General features: G+C 61.8%; 15 protein-coding genes. 11 read left to right on the top strand and 4 right to left on the bottom strand.

Going from position 1 to position 20,610, the window contains the following annotated elements; all coding sequences use genetic code 11:
• The first annotated feature begins 1 nt into the window (after position 1).
• From ACIOMR_RS27660 to ACIOMR_RS27640, 5 genes are all read left to right on the top strand, one after another.
• Entirely contained in the window at positions 2 to 2,476 is a 2,475-nt protein-coding gene (locus ACIOMR_RS27660; protein WP_401197508.1) for an FtsX-like permease family protein, read from the top strand.
• Positions 2,466 to 3,530: a lipocalin-like domain-containing protein gene (locus tag ACIOMR_RS27655; RefSeq protein ID WP_008431377.1), complete on the top strand. Its 1,065-nt coding sequence runs from the start codon at positions 2,466 to 2,468 to the stop codon at positions 3,528 to 3,530. The genes ACIOMR_RS27660 and ACIOMR_RS27655 overlap by 11 nt, the downstream gene beginning before the upstream one ends.
• Before the next feature lie 143 nt (positions 3,531 to 3,673).
• Positions 3,674 to 4,645, top strand: a complete 972-nt coding sequence (locus ACIOMR_RS27650; protein ID WP_401197504.1) for a hypothetical protein — start codon at positions 3,674 to 3,676, stop codon at positions 4,643 to 4,645.
• Positions 4,642 to 5,010, top strand: a complete 369-nt coding sequence (locus ACIOMR_RS27645) for a hypothetical protein (RefSeq protein ID WP_177022653.1) — start codon at positions 4,642 to 4,644, stop codon at positions 5,008 to 5,010. The genes ACIOMR_RS27650 and ACIOMR_RS27645 overlap by 4 nt, the downstream gene beginning before the upstream one ends.
• Positions 5,011 to 5,124: 114 nt before the next feature.
• Entirely contained in the window at positions 5,125 to 6,594 is a 1,470-nt protein-coding gene (locus tag ACIOMR_RS27640) for a PPC domain-containing protein (RefSeq protein WP_401197500.1), read from the top strand.
• Between the two features lie 54 nt (positions 6,595 to 6,648).
• Here the strand turns inward: ACIOMR_RS27640 and ACIOMR_RS27635 are convergent, their stop codons facing one another.
• The gene (locus ACIOMR_RS27635; RefSeq protein WP_401197497.1) at positions 6,649 to 7,326 is read right to left on the bottom strand and encodes a sterol desaturase family protein; all 678 of its coding nucleotides are present in this window, start codon (positions 7,324 to 7,326) and stop codon (positions 6,649 to 6,651) included.
• A gap of 173 nt (positions 7,327 to 7,499) precedes the next feature.
• On the opposite strand from ACIOMR_RS27635, the gene ACIOMR_RS27630 reads away from it, so the two are divergent.
• Positions 7,500 to 8,966 carry a hypothetical protein gene (locus ACIOMR_RS27630; protein ID WP_003210259.1) on the top strand — a complete coding sequence of 489 codons (1,467 nt, stop codon included), beginning with the start codon at positions 7,500 to 7,502 and terminating at the stop codon, positions 8,964 to 8,966.
• Here the strand turns inward: ACIOMR_RS27630 and ACIOMR_RS27625 are convergent, their stop codons facing one another.
• Complete coding sequence (locus tag ACIOMR_RS27625) at positions 8,967 to 10,409, bottom strand: PLP-dependent aminotransferase family protein (protein ID WP_401197494.1); 1,443 nt, start codon at positions 10,407 to 10,409, stop codon at positions 8,967 to 8,969.
• 130 nt (positions 10,410 to 10,539) lie between these two features.
• On the opposite strand from ACIOMR_RS27625, the gene ACIOMR_RS27620 reads away from it, so the two are divergent.
• The 3 genes from ACIOMR_RS27620 to ACIOMR_RS27610 all read left to right on the top strand — a co-directional run bounded on the left by ACIOMR_RS27620 (position 10,540) and on the right by ACIOMR_RS27610 (position 13,610).
• On the top strand, positions 10,540 to 11,175 hold the full coding sequence (locus ACIOMR_RS27620; protein WP_401197491.1) for a LysE family translocator: 636 nt from the start codon (positions 10,540 to 10,542) through the stop codon (positions 11,173 to 11,175).
• Positions 11,176 to 11,253: 78 nt separating this feature from the next.
• Positions 11,254 to 12,312 carry a diguanylate cyclase gene (locus ACIOMR_RS27615; RefSeq protein WP_023658718.1) on the top strand — a complete coding sequence of 353 codons (1,059 nt, stop codon included), beginning with the start codon at positions 11,254 to 11,256 and terminating at the stop codon, positions 12,310 to 12,312.
• A gap of 68 nt (positions 12,313 to 12,380) precedes the next feature.
• Entirely contained in the window at positions 12,381 to 13,610 is a 1,230-nt protein-coding gene (locus tag ACIOMR_RS27610; RefSeq protein ID WP_003210251.1) for a M20/M25/M40 family metallo-hydrolase, read from the top strand.
• A gap of 149 nt (positions 13,611 to 13,759) precedes the next feature.
• On the opposite strand, the gene ACIOMR_RS27605 is transcribed toward ACIOMR_RS27610, so the two are convergent.
• Entirely contained in the window at positions 13,760 to 16,831 is a 3,072-nt protein-coding gene (locus ACIOMR_RS27605; RefSeq protein ID WP_401197487.1) for an efflux RND transporter permease subunit, read from the bottom strand.
• 2 nt (positions 16,832 to 16,833) lie between these two features.
• Positions 16,834 to 17,940, bottom strand: a complete 1,107-nt coding sequence (locus tag ACIOMR_RS27600; RefSeq protein WP_003210248.1) for an efflux RND transporter periplasmic adaptor subunit — start codon at positions 17,938 to 17,940, stop codon at positions 16,834 to 16,836.
• A 187-nt stretch (positions 17,941 to 18,127) separates the two neighbouring features.
• On the opposite strand from ACIOMR_RS27600, the gene ACIOMR_RS27595 reads away from it, so the two are divergent.
• Both ACIOMR_RS27595 and ACIOMR_RS27590 read left to right on the top strand, forming a co-directional pair.
• Positions 18,128 to 18,994, top strand: a complete 867-nt coding sequence (locus tag ACIOMR_RS27595; protein WP_003210245.1) for a pirin family protein — start codon at positions 18,128 to 18,130, stop codon at positions 18,992 to 18,994.
• Between the two features lie 63 nt (positions 18,995 to 19,057).
• Entirely contained in the window at positions 19,058 to 20,500 is a 1,443-nt protein-coding gene (locus ACIOMR_RS27590) for a mechanosensitive ion channel domain-containing protein (protein ID WP_093208390.1), read from the top strand.
• Positions 20,501 to 20,610: the final 110 nt, after the last annotated feature.

Here is a 20,610-nt window from a genome sequence, read left to right as displayed (position 1 = left end):
CATGCGCGTCTTCCACTGGACACTGCGCGCGCTGCTCAGCCATTGGCGGCGCCACCCTGTGCAATTCTTCAGTGTGCTCACTGGCCTGTGGCTGGCCACCGCACTGTTGACCGGCGTGCAAGCCCTCAACAGCCAGGCGCGGGACAGCTACGCGCGGGCCAGCCAGCTGATCGGCGGCGAACCCCAGGCCAGCCTCAGTGCGCCGGACGGTGCGAGCTTCCCCCAGGCGCTGTTTGCCGACCTGCGCCGCGCCGGGTGGCCGGTGTCGCCGGTGGTGCAGGGCCGCGTGCAGCTCAAGGGCCATGAAGACCAGCGCCTGCAAGTGATGGGCATCGACCCGGTGTCGTTGCCCGGCGGTGGCGCGCTGGCCGGGCAGACCCTGGACCGGGCGCAGATGGTCGCGTTCTTCAACCCGCCGGGACGTACCTGGATCGCGCCGCAGACCTTGCAGTCTCTGGGCCTGAAAGAGGGCGACCAGCCGCTGACAGCTGCCGGGCTGGCGCTGCCGCCGCTGCATGTTCAAGCGGACATGGCCCCTGGCGTATTGCTGACCGATATCGGCTTCGCCCAACCGTTGCTGGACATGCCCCAACGCCTGTCGCGGTTGCTGCTGGACAAGGCCTTTGCCGCCGCGCATCCCGTCCTGCCGCCGGAACTGGGCGCGCAACTGCAGCTCAAGCAGGCCGAGGAAAACAACCTCGCGCGCCTCACTGAAAGCTTCCATCTGAACCTCGATGCGCTGGGCTTTCTGTCCTTTGTGGTGGGCCTGTTTATCGTGCATGCCGCCATCGGCCTGGCGCTGGAGCAGCGGCGCGGCCTGCTGCGAACCTTGCGTGCGTGCGGGGTCAGTGCGCGGATGCTGATCCTCAGCCTGGCGGTGGAACTCGGTGGCCTGGCCGTGCTGGGTGGCCTGGCGGGCGTGGCCAGCGGGTACTTGCTGGCCAGCCTGTTGCTGCCGGATGTAGCCGCCAGCTTGCGCGGTCTGTATGGCGCCGAGGTACCCGGCCAACTGAGCCTCAGCCCGCTGTGGTGGCTCAGTGGCCTGGGCCTGGGTTTGCTCGGCGCGTTGCTCGCCGGGGCCAGCAGCCTGTGGCGGGCGGCGCGTTTGCCGTTGTTGGCGCTGGCCAATGCCCAGGCCTGGCACCAGGCCCATGGGCGCTGGCTGCGACGCCAGGGCTGGGTGGCGGGTTCGGCCTTACTGGTTGCGCTGTTGGCACTGGTATTTGGCGACAGCCTGGCCAGTGGTTTTGTATTGATGGCGGCCTTGTTGCTGGGCGCTGCGCTGGGCTTGCCGGTGGTGCTCAATGGCGTGCTCAAGGCGGTATTGGGGCGCAGCCGTTCGGTGCTGGGGCAATGGTTTCTCGCCGATTGCCGCCAGCAGTTGCCGGCCCTGAGCCTGGCGCTGATGGCCTTGCTGCTGGCGTTGGCCGCCAATATCGGCGCGGGCTCGATGACCTCGGGCTTTCGCCAGACCTTCAGCAACTGGCTGGAACAACGCCTGACCGCCGAGTTGTACCTCAACCCGCAAAATCCGGCCCAGGCCGAGGCGCTGCAAACCTGGCTGGTACAGCAGCCCCTGGTGCAGACAGTGCTGCCGACCTGGCAGGTTGCGGTGCAGTTGCAGGGGTGGCCGGCTGACCTGTTCGGCGTGGTCGACGACCCTACTTATCGCCAGCATTGGCCGCTGCTGGAAGCGGCGGCGAGCCCATGGAACCAGTTGCTGCAGGACGACAGCCTGATGCTCAGTGAGCAAATGGCACGCCGGCTCAAGGTGCGGCTGGGCGATGTGGTCAGCATCCCCACGCCCCAAGGTCCATGGTCGCCGAAGGTCGTGGGGATTTATGCCGACTACGGCAACCCCAAGGGCCACTTGCTGGTGAATTCGCGGCACCTGTTGCAGCACTGGCCGGGATTGTCGCCGGCGCGTTTCAACCTGCGGGTTTTGCCGGGCAACGTGCCGCCGCTGGTGCGTGCAGTACAGGAACGGTTTGCCCTCGAAGACAGCCGCATCGTCGACCAGCAGCAGCTCAAGGGCTGGTCGAGCCAGGTCTTCGAAAGAACTTTTGCCGCCACCGCCGCCCTCAACAGCCTGACCCTGGGCGTCGCCGGCGTGGCGTTGTTTATCAGCCTGCTGACCCAGAGCCAAAGCCGCCTCGGCCAGTTGGCGCCGTTGTGGGCGCTGGGCGTGACGCGCCGCCAATTGATGCTGCTCAACCTCGGCCAGACCTGGTTGCTGGCGGTGCTGACCCTGGTGCTGGCGTTGCCGCTGGGCTTGCTGCTGGCGTGGTGCCTGGACGTGGTGATCAACGTCCAGGCCTTCGGCTGGCGCCTGCCGTTGCAGGTGTTCCCGGGGCAACTGGCGCAACTGCTGGGTCTGGCGATGCTGGCCACCTTGCTGGCTTCGGCCTGGCCGTTGTGGCAGCTGTACCGCAGTCGCCCGGCGGATTTGCTGAGGACCTTTGCCAATGAAGATTAAGTACCTGCTATGGGCGACGTTCCTGCTGCTGGGCGCCTGCGACAAACCTCCTGCACCTGAAGAAAGCTTCGCCGGGCTGGGCAGCCAGGCCGCGGACTTTGCCCAGGTGGTACCCGGCAAGGTCTTCAGCTTTCCCCAGGACCATGGCCCCCATGACGGCTATCGCATCGAATGGTGGTACCTCACCGCCAACCTGAAGGATGCCGAGGGCAATGCCTACGGCGTGCAATGGACGCTGTTTCGCAACGCACTCAAGGCCGGCCCGACACAACCGGGCTGGCACGACTCGACGATCTGGCTCGGCCACGCCGCCGTCACCTCGGCCACCCGCCATTACGCCAGCGAACGCTACGCCCGCGGCGGCGTGGGGCAGGCGGGGGCCCAGGCGGTGCCGTTCAATGCCTGGATCGATGACTGGAATTTCGCCACCCGCCCCGGTGCAGCCAGCCCCCTGGCGGACATGCAACTCAAGGCTGCAGGCGAGCATTTCAACTACGACCTGCACCTGACCTCCAGCCGCCCATTGGTGCTCCAGGGCGACAACGGCTACAGCCGCAAGTCCGACCAGGGCCAGGCGTCGTACTACTACAGCCAGCCGTTTTTCCAGGCAGATGGCCGCGTGACCATCGATGGAAAATCTTATCAAGTCAGCGGCAACGCCTGGCTCGATCGCGAATGGAGCAGCCAGCCCCTGACCGCCAGCCAGACTGGCTGGGACTGGTTCTCCCTGCACCTGGACAGTGGCGAGCAGTTGATGCTGTTTCGGGTGCGGCAGAAAGACGGGCCGTCGTACCTGACGGGTACCTGGATCGACAAAGAAGGCCACACACAGACCCTGCACAACCAGGATATTCAACTGACGCCGCTGGGCACGACTGCGATCGATGGGCGCAGCATTCCCACCCAGTGGTCATTGAAGATCCCGGGCAAACATCTGGATATCACCACGGAAGCGGTCAACCCAAAAGCCTGGATGAACCTGAGCATTCCTTACTGGGAAGGGCCGGTGATATTTCAGGGTGGGGTGGGGTATCTGGAGATGACGGGGTATTGAGTCCGACGATTTTTTGTAGGCCTTGATTACCTGCCAGGTAGGTGATTTCCCAAATGTAATTTCAGCTGTTCCAACCTTGTGTCCGGGCCGTGTTCGCCTGCCTATATTCCTGCGCCATATCCATTACATCAGGGATGTAAGTGATGGCGCAGGGATACATCAATGACCGCACCACGGACTACCTCAGTTTGAAATCCCGGTTACTGACCGGGGCCAGTGGGCAACTCTCCGATCAATTCGACGCGTTGAACCTGCATTTGCGTCAGGCAAGCCTGGTGACGCCGGGGCAGATGGTGATCGTTCCCGATGCCTACGCTGTGGCTTGCACTACTGATGATGCATGGTTGATGCGCCATGCCCAGGAGATTCAGCGCAATCTGGAGTTGGATGCCTCGGCTGGGGCGGCGGTGATCAATAACTATGATCTATTCCAGAGTTTATTGGCTTATAGCTCGGTGGGAGTCGGCAGTTCGACGGCGGCCTGGGGGCGACACCTGGACGAGGTTCAGCGCACTCTGGAAGAAATTGAGCGTTTGCATCAACAACTCAAGGATGGAGCCTTGAATAAGAAAGCGTTTATCCAGAAGCGGCAGATGTTGTTCCGGCGCTTGGATACTCAACTTCAAGGTGCGGCGCGATTTGGCACGAGCCTGAAAACCAATAAGTCACTGAAAAAAGTACTGGGTATTTCCACCAAGAGTTATCTGCACAAGAGTGAAATCGTGGGCTACACGCAGCGGATTCGCAGCATTGCCGAGACGTCGAGGTTTTTGGGCAAGGGGACGTATGTGGGGTTGGCGTTGGATGTGGGTGTGGCGGGGTTGGAGATCAAGGAAGCCTGTATGGAGGGGCGGGAGGCGATGTGTAGGCGGGCGAAGTATGTGGAGGGTGGGAAGTTGGTGGGCGGGGTGGGTGGAGCCGCCGGTGGCGGGGTATTGGGCGCAAAGGTGGGGCGTGGTTTGTGTAAATTAGTTTTGGGTATCGCTACTAAAGGGAAAGGTGAATTCGCTTGCGGGATTATTGGCGGTGCTGCGGGAGGGTATACCGGTGGAACCGTGGGAGGAGCATTAGGAGAAATGGCCGGCGACTTATTCTATGAGGGAGAGGGTGCATGACTATTTCGTTGCACGGATTTAGCGTGATTTTATTGGGGGGATGGCCATTTATTTTTTTGGGTTTGAAGCTATTCGTCGAGTACAGAAAACTGGATGAACTGGAAAGCTACTTCATTGATAACGTTTTGGTCCGTGACAACAAACGGTTTTGGGGCAGAAACAAACTGATCGACAGATACAAGCGTTTGAGTCTGATTGTCGACTTTCTTTCACTGCCCAAGCTGCACATCCGAAGAGGAGACGTGACGGCGGCAGAGCTGGCGTCTGTTCCTCTGTCTCTCAAGCGCTGGGTGCTGTGGCCGTATCGTTTTGGAATGGTTGGATTTGTAGGTTCGGGGCTCTGGTACGTCTGGATTAAATGGTAGCTTTTTAAAAAAAAGCACTGTACATATATACAGCTTTGTCCTACATTCCATCCCAGGTGACCGGATGTCACCGGTCACCTGAGCTTCAATTTTTTAACTATGGATGGATAAAAAATGAAATCTAAAAAAGCCTTTGTACTGGGCGCGGCCATGATGGCTGCCAGCTTCGTTTCGGCCTTTGCCCTGGCCGAGCAATACCCGTCGCAGAACAGCGTGCACCTGAGCGAAAAAAGCCTGGATGCAGCGATCAAGAGTGCCCTGAAATCCGGTGGCAAGGTGCAGGCCTCCGCGTCCTCGGCGCAGGTGCTGGATAAGCTCAAGGCTGCACAAAAAACCAAGACTGTCGGTGTGCAAAAGAAGGCTGCCAGCGTCGCGAAGCCTTCTGAAAGTGTGCAGATTTCGCCGGTGGGCCGGCTGGTAAAACCGGCCAAGGCGCCTGCTGCCCAGGCCGCCTTTGTACCGCTGTGCGACAGCCTCGATATTAACGTCGGCTACAGCTATGACGGTTTGCAGAGCGGCGAATCAAAGTGCTTCCACTTTAATGTGCCCGCCAAGGCCAAGGTGCAGATCTACCTCGCGGGTCAGCAGCCGGGGACCGAAATGGCCCTGACGCTGTTCCAGGACGACGGGCAGAACAACCTGACGGCACTGATCACTTCTGATAACCCGGGCAACAGCGACGAAGTCATCAGCGGCATGCTTGAAGCCGGGGACTACTACTGGTTCCTGGAAGCCAAGGTTGCCGACGGCTCAGCCTTCGACTTCGGCGCGATCGTCAACACCGCGATTGACGCCTACGAGCCCAACGACACCCCGGAAACGGCGTTCGCCTTGCCGGACCGCTTGAATTACCTGACGGGCAATCTCGACAGCCCGGATGACGTTGACTACTTCGATTTCGCCGCCGTACGCGGGCAGGGGGTCAGCCTGTTCCTCGATGATGACGACAAGGGCGTGCGCAATCAGTGGATCTTCGAGTACTTCAACGGCAGCGCCTGGGTCAACATTCCAGGTGGCTCGACGGCGACCTTCCCGAGCCGGGCGCCGGGCTTTGTCTACAAGGCGCGCGTGCGGGCCAACCCCGCTGAGGCGTGGGATGCCAAGTCCGAGTACAAGCTGACGTTCGGTTCGAGTCCGCACCTGGCGGACTTCGATGCGAAGGGCGGAACGGTGACCCGAATCCCGGCGGGCATCGCACCTCTGGCGACCCAGGCCGGTCGTCTCATGACCTGGAGAACCGAATGGAAAGACAGCACGGGTGCCCCGTTGGAGGGGGTCACTTCACAGCTCAAGGTCGACAAGCGTTTTGCTTCGGGTCCGGACTTCAACTGGACGATATTCTCGGCTGCCACCGACAGTGCCGGCAAAACATCGGGAAGCGCAGAGTTGGGCGGTTGTGTGGGTGATTACCGTGCCCAGTACTACGACAGCAGCACGGGCGTGAAGTACCTCTGGGACACCTGGTACAACGTTGGCGGCTGGCGCATCGACCTCAAGGAATTGCCGAATGTCGGTGTCGGTGGCGATAACGTTCCCTACGTGAGCCTGGGGCATATCTGCAGCCAGGACATCATTGGCCGATAACCGGCGCATAAGAGCCCTCTGAAATGTAGACGCCCCACTTAGGTGGGGCGTTTTTTATTGGCCTTTTTTGGGTTCGCGCGCTTGTGGTTCCCAATGCAGAGTGCCGAACAGGTAGTCCATGAGCGGCAGGACGATATTGAAGTTGCGTCCTTGCATGAGTTCGCGACGGTGATGCAGGGCGTGCAGGTGATGCATCTGGCGGATCCACGGCAGGCGGGCCACGGGGTGGTCGGGGGGCAGGTGTTCGCAGGCGTGGAAAAACTCGTAGAGCAGGTAACCGAGGATCATGCAGCCGGCGAACAGGCCGGCGATGTTGGGGTTGAGGTGTTTGAGCAACCACCAGGCGGGGAGGGTCACGGCCAGGCTGTGGAACAGGATGAGCCAGGCGGGGAACAGGATGACGCGCCAGTCTCGCGGGCTGTCGTAGGTCATGTGGGCGGGGGTGAAGAAGCTGTGGTGGTCGCCGGTGTGGCGGGCGTAGAACAGGCGGGCGAAGGAGTGTTTGTGATGGCCCAGGTGACGGTGGACGAGATAGATACACAGGTTGAAGAAAATCAGGGTGAGGGGGATGGCCAGCCATTCCAATAGCTGGATTTGCCGGGTGGTGGACCAGAACAGGCTGACGCAGAGCAGGCCGTAGCCGAAAACGAAACCAGCGTGGAGCCACGGGTTGTAGGAGGGGTGGATGCTGGCGCGGTAGGTGGAGCGGAAAGCCTCGGTGGGGTGAGTCATTGGGAGCGCTCGGTGTCGTTTTTGTTGGGGATGAGCGTAGTCGGGATTGGCGCATCTATCCTGCCTCCATAAAATACTGTACATGCATACAGTTATGTCCTACATTCCATCCCAGGTGACCGGATGTCGCCGATCACCTGAGCTTCAATTTTTTAACTATGGATGGATAAAAAATGAAATCGAAAAAAGCGTTCATGCTCGGAGCCGCCATCGCGGCGTCCTGCTTCGTTTCGGCCTGCGCCCTGGCCGAACAATCTCCTGCACACTTGACGCCGCAACCGTTGCAGCAAGCCGTGCAACAAGCCCTCAAGAGTGGCGGCAACGTCACGGCGCAGAAGGCGTCGGCTGCCTTCCTGGACAAAATCAAAACCTCGCAGCAGCTGAAAAAGCCGGTGCAGGCTGCCAAGGCCTTGAGCGGGGTTGTGGTCGCCGAGCCTGTACAGGCAGATAGCGCCAAGGTGGATGCCCAGGCCGTGGCGGCCCAGGCGTTCACGCCGCTGTGCCAGACCCTCGGTATCAACCAGATGTATAACCTGGACGGTGTGCAAACCGGCAACGACGTCTGCTACCACTTCAACGTGCCGCAAAAGGCACGGGCGACAGTGATGCTGGTAGGGCAGAGTGCTGCCACCAACATGTCCCTGACCCTGTTCCAGGACGACGGCCAGAACAACATCACTTCTCTCGGCACGTCGGATAACCCGGGCAATGCCAACGAGGTGTTGGCTGGCGTACTGCCACCTGGCGACTACTACTGGTTCATGCATGCCAATTCGGCTGACGGTTCGCCGTTCAGTTTCGGCGTGGATATCAACATGACGATTGACGATTTCGAGCCTAACGACAGTTTCGAAACGGCTTATCAACTGCCGGATACCCTGAACTACGTCACGGGTAACTCCGACACGGCGACCGATGAAGACTACTTCTCCTTCAAGGCCCTGCGCGGGCAGAAGGTCAGTGCCTATTTCGACGGTGTGAACGAGAGCGATCGGGGCCAATGGATTTCCGAGTATTTTGACGGCGTCAAATGGATCCCGATCAGCCCCAAGGCGAAAATCACCTGGCCAACGCCATCGGTTAATGGCGTGGTGAACGTACGGGTGCGGCCTAACCCGGCCGCAACCTGGAAGGCTACGGCGCGCTACAAGCTGTCGCTGGGCTCCACACCCGAGGTGTTGAGCCACAGTGTGCAAGGTGACAACGTGGTGCGGATCCCGGCTTCGGCCAATGACTACGACCCGTTCATGACCACCCAGGCGGCACGTGACTTGAGCTGGGCCGTGACCTGGGCCGACAGCACCGGTAAACGCCTGCAGGGACTGACGCCGTATCTGCAACTCGACAAGCACGTCAACCGCAATACCTACCTGCCGGTGTACATCCCTTACTACGGTTCGGTAACCGGCGTGTCGGGCGCGGCATCCGGTACGGTCAACCTGGGCAACTGCGCGGGTGAGGCGACTGTCAGGTATGTGTCCTACGACTCGGGTTACAAAAATACCTGGGAGACCAACTACAACTTCGCCGTCTGGCGTCTGCGCATCGAGGAGTACCCGGATGTCGGCGTGGGTGGCGACGCTACCCCGGTGAGCATGGCTCATATCTGCAGCCAGCGCGTGATCTCCAGTGAACGGTGATCAACCCTCCGCCTGATCCGTAACCCCGGCGCCAACTCTTCGGGTTGGCGCCCCCAGCAACCCTTCAAACTGCGCCTGAACCCGCCCTTCGTCGCAATGCGCCACATTAAACCGCATGAAATCCCGCAACCCCGGCTCATACCCGAACAACGCCCCCGGCGCCAACACCATCCCACGCTTCAACCCTGCTTCAGCCAGCCGCTCACCATTCACCCCGGCCGGCAACCGCGCCCAGATGAACATCCCGCCCTCATATCCCATCGGCAATTCACACCCGCAACGCCGCAGCCACTGCTCAACCCGCCCACCGGCCTCCAGCAGCCGCTGAACCATGCGCTTGCGATGCCGGGCATACCCACCCTCACTCAGCAGCCGATACACAATCTGTTCGAACAGCTCCGACGTTATGCCGCCGCTCATCAACTTCATATTGGTCAGATTCGCCGCCAATTGCGGCGCCGCCACCACATAACTGACCCGCGCGTTCGCCGTCAGCACCTTCGAAAACCCCGACAGGTACGTCACCTGCTCCAATCCCGCCAAAGTCGCCAGGCGCGGCGGCGGGTTAGGGTGCAAATCCCCGTAAAGATCATCCTCAACGATATGGCAGCGATACTCCCGGGCCAGTTGCAACAACCGAAATGCCTGGCTCGGGCTGAATGAATGCCCGGTGGGGTTATGCAACACGCTGGTGGTCAGGTACAGGCTGGGACGATGCTCCGCCAGCAACTGCTCCAACGCGACAAAATCAAACCCGTCAGGCCGGCGCGCAATCGTCACCACCTTGACCCCATGCAACGCCAGGTTCGCGTGGAAGTTGAAATAACACGGTGCATCCAGCAGCACCGTGTCCCCGGGCCGCGCCAGCAGGCGCATGAGCATGTCCAGGCCTTGCACCGTGTTGGGCGTGGTGATGATTTGTTCCACCGGCACCGACAACCCTTCACCGTGCAGTTTCTGTTGCAGCGCCTGGCGCAACGGCAGCAGGCCCGCCGGGGTGCCCAGCCCGGCGATGCGCAGGGTAGGGGCGCGGACTGCGCTGCGCATGGCCTGGCGCAGGGCTTCGGAATCCAGCCAGTCTTCCGGCAGATGGCCGCCGCCGGGGCGCAGGTCGCCCTGGGCCATGGCCAGGGGGCGGCGCAGTACGCTGAGCAAGTCCTGGGGCAGCAAGTCGACCCAGGTGCTGGACGACGGCTGTGCCAGGCTGCTGGCGACAAAGTGCCCGCGGCCCTGGCTGGAGGTCAGGAGGTGACGCCCGCGCAGGCGATCCAGCGCTTCATTCATGGTGAATTTTCCGACGCCCAGCAAGGCTCCCAACTCACGCACCGAAGGCAGTTTGCTGCCAGCGGCCAATTCGCCTTGCTCGATCGCATGGGCCAGGGCATCGACGATCTGCTGCACCTTCGGTGCTCGGTCATGAAAGTGAATCGCAGGAATGGGCATCACACTGTCCTTAAGTTTGCCGCCAACTTCACCGGTAAAGTCTGCGCGTATATCCGTAGAGTTTACCTGCCTGTGGCGGCACGTGCGCCCTAGACTGCAAGCCCTCTTTCCTGCTGTGAAATTCCACGCCATGGCCACCGCGCTGACGCTGTCTTCGTTTTTGTATTTCCTGCTGCTGTGCACCACCCTGGCCTTCAGCCCCGGGCCCATGACCTTGTTGTTGCTCAGCCTCGGCCTGAAGGACGGCCTGCGCCGCTCCCTGCCGGCGCAGTTCGGGGCGAGTGTTTCCTACCTGGTGTCGATCCTGATCTTTGCCGTGGGTTTTTCCGAGCTGATCAAGGATTACCCGCTGATCACCCGGATCATCCAGGTGGTAGGCGTGGCCTACATCCTTTACCTGGCCTACAAGCAATGGACCAGCAGCGGAGTGACCATCAAGACCAACGATGCAACCCCGGAAAATGCCCGCAGTCTTTTCGGCAAGGGCCTGCTGACCGGGTTGTCGAATCCCAAGGCGATCATTCTGTTCAGCGCGGTATTCCCGCAGTTCGCCGCCATCGGCCAGGGCAGTGCCGCCGCCGACATCGCGATCCTCGGCCTGACCTTCCTGCTGCTGCAATTTGCCAGCGGCTGCCTGTATTGCTACTTCGGCCAACGCATCAAGCACGTGCTGGAAAACCCCAAGCGCCGGGTGTTGCTGCAACGGGCCACGGCGGTGTTGCTGCTGGGGGTGGCGCTGATGTTGGCCCGGGGCTTTTCCAACTGAAGGTCAGCTTATGAGCGGTAGTGGCGATCTGCCGGTGCCCTGATAGACTTCGGGCATTCATCCAGGATCAAGCCAGACATGCCAGCCGCAGGAGGAAACGGACTTTCGCTCGCTTCACGCTTGTACAAGTCGCGCACCCTGGGGTTGACCCTCGGGTTTGTCTGTGTGGCCGCCGCCATCTACCCGCTGGATAAATCCGCTTGGGTCTGGGGAGTGATGATCGCCAATGCCTTCATCTGGCCGCATGTGGCCTACCAATGGTCGCGGCACTCGAAAAACTCCCTGCGCTCGGAACACCGCAACCTGCTGTTCGACTCGTTTTGCGGCGGGTTCTGGGTTGGCGCCATGCAGTTCAACCCGCTGCCCAGCGTGACCACCTTGTCGATGATGACAATGAACAACGTCGCCATCGGCGGCCCGCGCTTCATGCTCGCCGGTTGGGTGGCCCAGGCGCTGGGCATCGGCGCCTCGATGCTGGTGTTCACTCCGGCGGTGACCGCCCTCACCAGTGAAGTGCAGCTCTACGCCTGCCTGCCGATCCTGATGCTGTATCCCCTGGCGCTGGGCTGGATCTGTTACCGGCAAGCGATCACCCTGGCCCGGCACAAGCGCGAGTTGCTGGCCCTGAGCCGCACCGACAGCCTGTCGGGCCTGCTCAACCACGGCGCCTGGAAAGACCACCTGGAAATCGAGTTCCAGCGCTGCCGCCGCGACCAGCAGGGCGCCGCTATCGCGCTGATCGACATCGACCACTTCAAGACCATCAACGACACCTACGGCCATGTCACCGGCGATATCGTGCTGCGTCAATTGAGCAAAGTGCTGCGCCAGAACCTGCGGGCCACTGACCTGGCCGGGCGCTACGGTGGCGACGAATTCTGCGTGATCCTGCCGGACATGCCCCTGAACCGCGCCACCGAGGTGATGGACGCCCTGCGTGATCGCTTCAACTCCCTGGCCTACGCACAGGACCCGACCTTGCGCGCCAGCCTGAGCATCGGCCTGGCGCCATACCGGCCGGCACACGCCGACGCCACCAGTTGGCTGAACGATGCCGACCAGGCCTTGTACGAGGCCAAGAGCAGCGGGCGCAACCGGGTCAGTTCGGTGCAGGGAAGTTGGCTGAGGTCGATCTGAGGATCAACAAATCGGTGTTTGTCAGGTAGGGTGGAGCGCTACCTTCCAACAAAAACAAGGATCGGTTCATGCTCTTCAACTTCCCGCGTACCTTGCTGGCGGCCACCCTGGCGCTGTCTTTCGCCATGCCGGCCTTCAGCGCCGAACCCCACAAACAGATCCAGGCCGATTCCGAGCAGTACAAGGCCGACGCCTTGAAACTGCTGGAGCGCCTGGTGAATATCGATTCGGGCTCCGGCTACGAGCCGGGCCTGACCCAAGTGCGTGACATCGCCGTCGATGAGCTCAAGCAACTGGGTTTCAGCATCCAGCTGGTGCCGGATGCCGCCGCTCATAACAGCCATGTCATCGCCACCCTCAAGGGCACCGGCAAGGCCAGGATCCTGCTGATGGCCCACATGGACACGGTGTTCAAGGAAGGCTCGGCGGCTGCCCGGCCGTTCCACATCAAGGACGGCCGCGCCTATGGCCCGGGCGTAATGGATGACAAGGGCGGCATCGTCGCCGGCATCTACGCCTTGAAGGTCCTGAAAAACCAGGGCTTCAAGGACTACGCACAAATCACTTTCCTGCTGGACGCCAGCGAAGAAACCGGCACCGACGGCGCGTCCGAGCTGATCCGCAACACCGCCAAGGGCCACGACGTGACGCTCAACCTGGAACCGGGTCGCCCGGCCGATGGCCTGGTGGTATGGCGCAAAGGCAGCGCCACCGCCGTGGTCGAGGTCAAGGGCAAGGCCGCCCACGCCGGCGTCGCCCCGGAATTGGGGCGCAACGCGGCGATGGAAGCGGCGCACCAGATTCTGCAACTGGGCAAGCTGGGGGATGCCGAGAAGAAAACCACCATCAACTTCACCGTGATCAACTCCGGCGACCGGGTCAACGTGATCCCCGACCAGGCCACCGCCAAGGCGGATGTACGGGCGGCGTTGCCGGAAGAGTTTGACCGGATCGAGAAAGACCTGGCACGGGTCTCGGCCAACAAGCTGATCCCCGAGACTGAAGTGACCACCAGTTTGCACCGTGGCCTGCCGCCGATGCCGCAGACGCCGGAGTCGGACAAGCTGGTGGCGATTGCCCAGGGGATTTATGGCGAGCTGGGGCGCAAGCTGACCATTGAGGGCAGCGGCGGGGCGGCGGATGCGAGCTTGTCGGCTGGCGTGGGTACGCCGACCCTGGACGGGTTCGGGATTGTCGGGGGCAATATCCATACGCCGGAGGAATATGCCGAGGTGGAGAGCGTGGCGCCGCGGATTTATCTGCTGAGCCGGATGATCATGGAGCTCTCCAAGCGCTGACTTAAAAACGCCACACCTCTAAATGTGGGAGCGGGCTTGTGTGGGAGCGGGCTTGCTCGCGAATGCGGTCTATCAGTCGACATCTGCTTACTGGTACACCGCTTTCGCGAGCAAGCCCGCTCCCACATTGGTTTGTGGTGTTGGTTGGATCAGGTTGCAGTCACCACTTCCCGGGTCTTCTCCCGCCCCAACACCAAACTGCACAACGCCGGCAAGAACAGCAACGTCAACACTGTCCCCACCAACACCCCGCCAATCAACACATACGCCAGCGACGACCAGAACACCGACAATGTCAGCGGAATAAACGCCAACGCTGCCGCCAGCGCGGTCAGGATCACCGGGCGTGCCCGGCGCACCGTGGCCTCGATGATCGCCTCGCGAATCACCATACCCTGGTCCTGGTTCTGCCGAATCTGGTCGGTAAAGATCAGCGTATTGCGCATCAGGATCCCGCCAATCCCGATCAACCCCAATATCGCGTTGAACCCGAACGGCTGGTTGAACAGCAGCAACGTCGGCACCGCCCCGATCAGCCCCAGCGGCGCGGTGGCGAACACCATGAACATCACCCCGAACGAACGCACCTGGAACATGATCACGGTCAACGTCAGCAGAATCATGATCGGGAACAGTGCCGCCAGCGCCACGTTGGCCTTGGCGCTTTCTTCCACCGGGCCGCCGATGACGATCTGATACCCGGCCGGCAGCTTGGCGATCAGGGGTTGCAGGTCCTTGTACACCGCCATTTCCACGTCTGGCGGCTGGGTGCCGTCGACAATATCGGCGCGCACTTCCACGGTCAGCGCACGGTTGCGGCGCTTGAGGATCGGTTCTTCCATCACCGCCTGGAAATGCCCGACCTGGGCCAATGGCACCGAGACACCGGCACTGTTGGTCAGGGTCATATTGTCCAGGTTGCCGAGGTCTTCGCGCTGGCTGCCCTGGGAGCGGGCAACCACTGAAACGGTGCGATTGCCTTCGCGCACTTCGGTGATCGGGTTGCCGCTGAGCAACGCGTTGAGCTGGGATTTCACCCCGTCGGGGGTAAAGCCCAGCAGGCGCAGGCGGTCCTGGTCGAGTACCAGGCGGTAACTGCTGGCGCGCTCGCCCCAGTCGAGGAAGCTGTCCCGCGTGAGTGTGTTGGCGGCGACCACTTGGCGCACGTCTTCAGCTAGGCTGCGCAGCACATTCAGGTCGGGACCGGACACGCGAAACACCACCGGGAAGGGCACCGGCGGGCCGAACACCAACTGGGTGACGCGCACCCGCGCCGATGGAAATTCGCCGGCCGCGATGCGTTCAGCCATGCGTTTTTTCAGGCTGTCCCGGGCATGGGCGTCGGCGGTCTGCACGATCAGCTTGGCGAAGGCGGGGTCTGGCAGCTCAGGGTTCAGCGACAGGAAAAACCGTGGTGCACCACCGCCGACATAGGTGTCGACCATGACGGTTTGCGGCTCCTCCATCAGCGCCTTTTCCACCTGCGCCGCTACCGCCTCGGTGCTTTTGAAGGCGCTGCCCGGTGGCATGTACACCTCAAGAATCAGCTCGGAACGGTCGGAGTTGGGAAAGAACTGCTTCTTCACCACGCCCATGCCCAGGCCACACAGCACAAAGGCCGCCACCACCAACCCGGTGACCAGCCAGCGTCTGCGCACGCAAGCGTCCACCAGGCGCCGCAGTTTCTGGTAATAGCGCCCGGCGTAAATTGCATCGTGGCCGCCGACAACCGGCTCGATGTGCGGCAACAGCTTGACCCCCAGGTACGGGGTGAACACCACCGCCACCAGCCACGAGGCGATCAGCGCAAAACCGACGATCCAGAAAATATTCCCGGCATACTCACCGGCCCCCGAGCGGGCAAAACCCACCGGCAGGAAGCCGATAATCGTCACCAGCGTGCCCGTGAGCATCGGCGCGGCGGTGGAACTCCAGGCGAAGGTGGCCGCGTGGATCCGGTCAAAACCCTCTTCGAGTTTGACCACCATCATTTCGATCGCAATGATCGCGTCGTCCACCAGCAGGCCCAGGGAAATGATCAACGCGCCCAGGGTCACCCGGTCGAATTCGCGGCCGGTCATCAGCATGATCACAAACACGATCGACAAGGTCAGCGGCACCGCAGCGGCCACCACCAGCCCGACCCGGAACCCCAGGGCCAGCAGGCTGATGACCATTACCACCGCGAGGGCGACGAAGAACTTCAGCATGAACTCGTTGACCGCCAGGCTGATGTTTTTCGCCTGGTCGGAGACCTTGGCGAAGTTGACCCCCAGCGGCAGGTCGCCCTGGATTTTCGCTTCCTGGGCCTTGAGGGCCTTGTCCAGTTCCAGGCCGTTCCAGTGCTTCTCCATGATCACCCCGAGCATCAGCGAGGGGTCGCCCTGATGACGGATACGGTAGCTGGGCGGGTCTTCATAACCCCGGCTGACGGTGGCCACATCGGCGATGCGCAGCAGCTTGCCGTTGGCTTCCAGCGGGACGTTTTCGATCAGCGCCAGGCTGTCGAAGGCCCCGTCGATGCGGATATAGGCGCGTGCCCCGGCGGTCTCGACAAAGCCTGAAGGCGCCACGGCATTCTGGGCGGCGAGGGCGGCGAAGATCTGCTCGGGCTTGATGCCCAAGGTGGCCAGGCGCTCATAGGAAAACTCGACGAAGATCCGCTGCGCCTGTTCGCCGAGGATATTGACCTTCTTCACTCCCGGCAGATTGAGCAGGCCCTGGCGCATGTCCTCGGCCATTTGCACCAGTTGCCGGTGGGGCAGGTGTTCGGCCTCCAGCGCGTACAGGGAAAAGTATACGTCGGAGTATTCATCGTTGAAGAACGGCCCGATCACCCCCTTGGGCAACTTCGCGGCTTCGTCGCTGAGCTTTTTGCGGGTCTGGTAGAACAGGTCCTGGATCTCGCTGGGACGGGTGGACTCCAGGTACGTCATGCGCATCGAGACGAAGCCCGGTTGGGCGATGGTTTCGACGCGGTCGTAATAGTCCAGCTCCTGCAGGCGTTTTTCCAGACGGTCGGCCACTTGCTCCTGCATCTCTTGCGCGGTGGCGCCGGGCCAGGCGGCGGTGATGGTCATGACCTTGACGGTGAAAGAAGGGTCTTCGGCGCGCCCCAGTTTGCCAAAGGCAAAGACCCCGGCGGCGAGGATCGCGATGATCAGGAACAGCGTGACCGCGCGATGCTTGACCGCCAGTTCGGAGAGGTTGATCCCGCGCATTATCAGTGTTCCTGCTGACGGTTGAGGGCCAATACCTGGGCCGGCAACAGGCGTACCGCGTCACCGCTGTGCAGCAGGTGCGCGCCGAGGGCGACGACTACTTGGCCTGGGTCCACGCCACTGTCCAGCAACGCGTCCTCCTGGCCGAGGCTGGCGACGTTGACCGGGGCGAAGCTGACCTTGTCATCGGCGCCAATCACCCACACACCGGTGCCTTTGCCGGCATCCTGCAGCGCCCCGATGGGCACGCGGGTCTGTTGCGCCTGGCCGTTACCTTGCAGGCGCACGGTGATGGTCGAGCCGAGAGCGAAGCGGTCGACGGGGCCATGCAAGACATAGCGGGCCCGGTAGGTGCGGGTGGTCGGGTCGGCGCTGGCAGACAGCTCGCGCAACGTGGCGGTCACTGCTTGCTCAGGGGCGCCGAAGGGGAACGCCAGGGCTTTTTGCGAAGCCTGGTCGCGCTGGTTTTCCGGGAGGTTGACGATGGCTTCCCGGGCGCCGTCGTGGGCCAGGCGCGCCACTACTTGCCCCTCGGCGACCACTTGGCCGCGGTCCACCCGTACGTCGGTGATGATGCCGTCGCTGTCGGCCCTGAGCACCGAGTAGGTGCGGCGGTTTTCGATCTGGCTGGCGTCGGATTGCGCGGAGGCCAGTTCGGCTTCGGCCACCCGCAGATTGGTGGCGGACTGGTCGAAAATCTGCCGCGACACGGCGCCGGTATTGGCCAGGCGCTGGTAGCGGGATTCATCGTCCCGGCGTTGGCGCAGTTGCGCCTGGGCCGCATTGACGCGGTTTTTTGCCGAACGCAGGGCCAGTTCGAAGTCGCCGATATCCAGCACCAGCAAAGTGTCGCCACGGTTGACGTGCTGGCCGGGATCAACCTTGCGCTCGATCACCTTGCCGCTGACGCGGAACCCCAGGTCACTTTCCGTGCGTGCGGCCACTACGCCGGTGTAGGCGCTTTGCTGGCTGCCGGCGGCTTCGACCTTGGCGGCCAGCACCGGGCGGGGCAGGGGCGCTTCGGCGACGGGGTCGGCCTTGTTGTTGCAGCCACTGAGTACCGCCAGCAGGGCCAGGGGGGTGAGAAGACGCAGGGGGAGAGGGTTCATGTCGGGCTCCGTGGGGCGGGGTGAGCTAAAAATTACGCTTGTAATATTTGTCGCCATATTATGGTCGAAATATAAAATAATCCAGCCCGCGAGTATTTGTTCCACTGGTGGGACGATCAGGGCCGGTTTTGCCGTCTAGCGCGGAATTGGTATCGGATTTAAGGTGTATCCATTACTGGAGACACATATGAAAAAGATCATCGGCATCTACACCAGCCCACGCGGCCATTGGGTCGGCGACGGCTTTCCGGTTCGCACGCTGTTTTCCTACGACACCATGGGCAAGCAGATCAGCCCGTTCCTGTTGCTGGATCACGCCGGTCCTGCGGCGTTCACCCCGACCGAGCAACGTCGTGGCGTGGGCCAGCATCCTCATCGCGGTTTTGAAACCGTGACCATCGTCTACAAGGGCGAAGTCGAGCACCGCGATTCCACCGGCGCCGGCGGCACCATCGGCCCGGGCGATGTGCAATGGATGACAGCCGCCAGGGGCATCATTCACGAGGAGTTTCACTCCGAGGCGTTCGCCCGCAGCGGCGGCGCCCTGGAAATGGTCCAGTTGTGGGTCAACCTGCCGGCCAGGGACAAAATGACCGATGCCGGTTACCAGACCATCCTCGATGGCGATATTCCGACGCTGCCCCTGGCCGACCACGCCGGCAGCCTGCGCTTGATCGCGGGCGAGTTCGACGGGGTCAAAGGCCCGGCTCGCACCTTCACACCGATCGACGTGTGGGACATGCGCCTCAAAGCCGGCCGCTCTGTGACGCTGGACCTGCACGCCGGGCGCAACACCGCGCTGGTGGTGTTGCGCGGCACGGTGCGGATCAACGGCACTGAAGTGGCGCGGGAAGGGCAGTTGGCACTGTTCGAGCGCGATGGCACGCAACTGCGCCTCGAGTCCAGCGACGACGCCATGGTGCTGTTGCTCAGCGGCGAGCCAATCGACGAACCCATCGTCGGCCACGGCCCGTTCGTGATGAACACCGAGCAGGAAATCCACCAGGCGTTTGCCGACTATCAGTCCGGGCAATTCGGGCAGATGCAGCGCTAGGGCGCTATACCCTCCAAAGGCATTTCATGCGATCTTCATGGCATTCGCCCTGGAGTCGCCTGAATGCCCTCATTTATCTCCGATCACCCGATGTTCTGTGCCTTGGCGCTGGTGCTGATCGATATTGCCGTATGGCGTTTGATCTCTGCCGATTTCGCCAATTGGAAGCTGGCGGCGCGGCTGGTGATCTTTGCGGTGTTCAGCGCCGTGCTGTTCAACGAAGGCATGAACCCGATGCAGGTCGCGCCGTTCGGCGACAACGTGGCGCTGCATTTGGCGGCAACGGCGTTCCAGATCGGCTGGTGGCTGTTTGCGGCGCGCACCCTCACGGTATTGCTCGGCGCGGTGATGATGCAGCGGGTCGGCCACACCGGGCGGCTGTTGCAGGATCTGGTGGGCGCGGTGATCTTCCTGATCGCGATCATCGCCGCCATGGCCTACGTGCTCGACCTGCCGGTCAAGGGCGTGCTGGCCACTTCCGGTGCGGTGGCAATCATCGTCGGCCTGGCGTTGCAAAGCACCTTGAGCGACGTGTTTTCCGGCATCGTGCTCAATACCACCAAACCCTACCAACTGGATGACTGGATCTCCATCGACGGCACCGAAGGCCGGGTGATCGACATCGACTGGCGCGCCACCCAACTGCAAACCTCCCAGGGCAGCCTGGCGGTGGTGCCCAACTCGTTGGCGGCCAAGGCCAAGATCATCAACTTCTCACGTCCCGCAGATATGTTTGGCTTGGCGGTCAGCCTGCAGGTCAGCCCCCATGCGCGGCCCCAAACCGTGCTGGATGCGCTGGAGCGGGCGATGCAGGGGTGTCGGCCGTTGTTGGCCAAGCCGGCGCCGAGCGTGGCGTTCAAGACGTCGGCCAGTGGTGGCGTGGAGTATGAGATCAGCGGGTTTGTGCCGGCCATGGCGCTCAAGCGTGAGGTGCGCAATCAGCTTTATGATTTGGCGTTTCGGCATTTGCAGGCGGCGGGGGTGAGCTTGTTGTCGGCGGCCGAGAGTAATGCGCCGGTGGCGGTTTCCCGGGCTCGGGCGTTGTTGGAGAGCTCATCTATTTTCTCGACGTTGAGGCAGGAGGAGAAGGAGACATTCAGCCAGAACATGACGCTGCAGACCTTTCGCGCCGGGGAAATGATTTTGCCGGCGGGGGAGGTGAGTGATCACCTATTTATCATCGAGTCCGGGGTGATTTCGGTGATGTTGACCAAGGCCGGGCACAAGTTTGAAGCCGGGCGGATGGGGCCTGGGGAGGTGATTGGTGAGGCCGGGATTTTGTCGGAGCAGGGTGTGCCTGCGGACTTTTCGGCGAAGACGTTTTGTACGTTGTATAGGATTGAGAAGGAGTATCTGAAGCCTTGTCTGGATGCTCGGCATGACATCAGTGAGGCTATGAAAAGCCTGCTGGATTTCAGGTTGCATGCGGCTCAGAGTTTGACGCAGGAGGCGCCTGTGGTGCCGGTTAAGAAGGGGTTTATGCAGTGGCTGCGGAGTCGGGCCTGAAGGTGTACATATCCGTTGCTGCGGTAACGGCCACTTATGGTTCCGCTCTTACAGCGGGTCACTTTTGGCAAACGCCCCAAAAGTAACCAAAAGGTCTTTGCCCCACCACT

This window comes from Pseudomonas sp. NPDC087814 (genome assembly GCF_044742865.1).
Classification (GTDB): Bacteria; Pseudomonadota; Gammaproteobacteria; order Pseudomonadales; family Pseudomonadaceae; genus Aquipseudomonas.
Note: the sequence above shows the minus strand (reverse complement) of the source record. Positions and strands in the feature narration are given on the sequence as shown.

What these genes read in the sequence shown, in the direction of transcription:
- ACIOMR_RS27660 (WP_401197508.1), top strand. Translation starts at nt 2, where the DNA reads ATGCGCGTCTTCCACTGGACACTGCGCGCGCTGCTCAGCCATTGGCGG.
- ACIOMR_RS27655 (WP_008431377.1), top strand. Translation starts at nt 2,466, where the DNA reads ATGAAGATTAAGTACCTGCTATGGGCGACGTTCCTGCTGCTGGGCGCC.
- ACIOMR_RS27650 (WP_401197504.1), top strand. Translation starts at nt 3,674, where the DNA reads ATGGCGCAGGGATACATCAATGACCGCACCACGGACTACCTCAGTTTG.
- ACIOMR_RS27645 (WP_177022653.1), top strand. Translation starts at nt 4,642, where the DNA reads ATGACTATTTCGTTGCACGGATTTAGCGTGATTTTATTGGGGGGATGG.
- ACIOMR_RS27640 (WP_401197500.1), top strand. Translation starts at nt 5,125, where the DNA reads ATGAAATCTAAAAAAGCCTTTGTACTGGGCGCGGCCATGATGGCTGCC.
- ACIOMR_RS27635 (WP_401197497.1), bottom strand. Translation starts at nt 7,326, where the DNA reads ATGACTCACCCCACCGAGGCTTTCCGCTCCACCTACCGCGCCAGCATC.
- ACIOMR_RS27630 (WP_003210259.1), top strand. Translation starts at nt 7,500, where the DNA reads ATGAAATCGAAAAAAGCGTTCATGCTCGGAGCCGCCATCGCGGCGTCC.
- ACIOMR_RS27625 (WP_401197494.1), bottom strand. Translation starts at nt 10,409, where the DNA reads ATGCCCATTCCTGCGATTCACTTTCATGACCGAGCACCGAAGGTGCAG.
- ACIOMR_RS27620 (WP_401197491.1), top strand. Translation starts at nt 10,540, where the DNA reads ATGGCCACCGCGCTGACGCTGTCTTCGTTTTTGTATTTCCTGCTGCTG.
- ACIOMR_RS27615 (WP_023658718.1), top strand. Translation starts at nt 11,254, where the DNA reads ATGCCAGCCGCAGGAGGAAACGGACTTTCGCTCGCTTCACGCTTGTAC.
- ACIOMR_RS27610 (WP_003210251.1), top strand. Translation starts at nt 12,381, where the DNA reads ATGCTCTTCAACTTCCCGCGTACCTTGCTGGCGGCCACCCTGGCGCTG.
- ACIOMR_RS27605 (WP_401197487.1), bottom strand. Translation starts at nt 16,831, where the DNA reads ATGCGCGGGATCAACCTCTCCGAACTGGCGGTCAAGCATCGCGCGGTC.
- ACIOMR_RS27600 (WP_003210248.1), bottom strand. Translation starts at nt 17,940, where the DNA reads ATGAACCCTCTCCCCCTGCGTCTTCTCACCCCCCTGGCCCTGCTGGCG.
- ACIOMR_RS27595 (WP_003210245.1), top strand. Translation starts at nt 18,128, where the DNA reads ATGAAAAAGATCATCGGCATCTACACCAGCCCACGCGGCCATTGGGTC.
- ACIOMR_RS27590 (WP_093208390.1), top strand. Translation starts at nt 19,058, where the DNA reads ATGCCCTCATTTATCTCCGATCACCCGATGTTCTGTGCCTTGGCGCTG.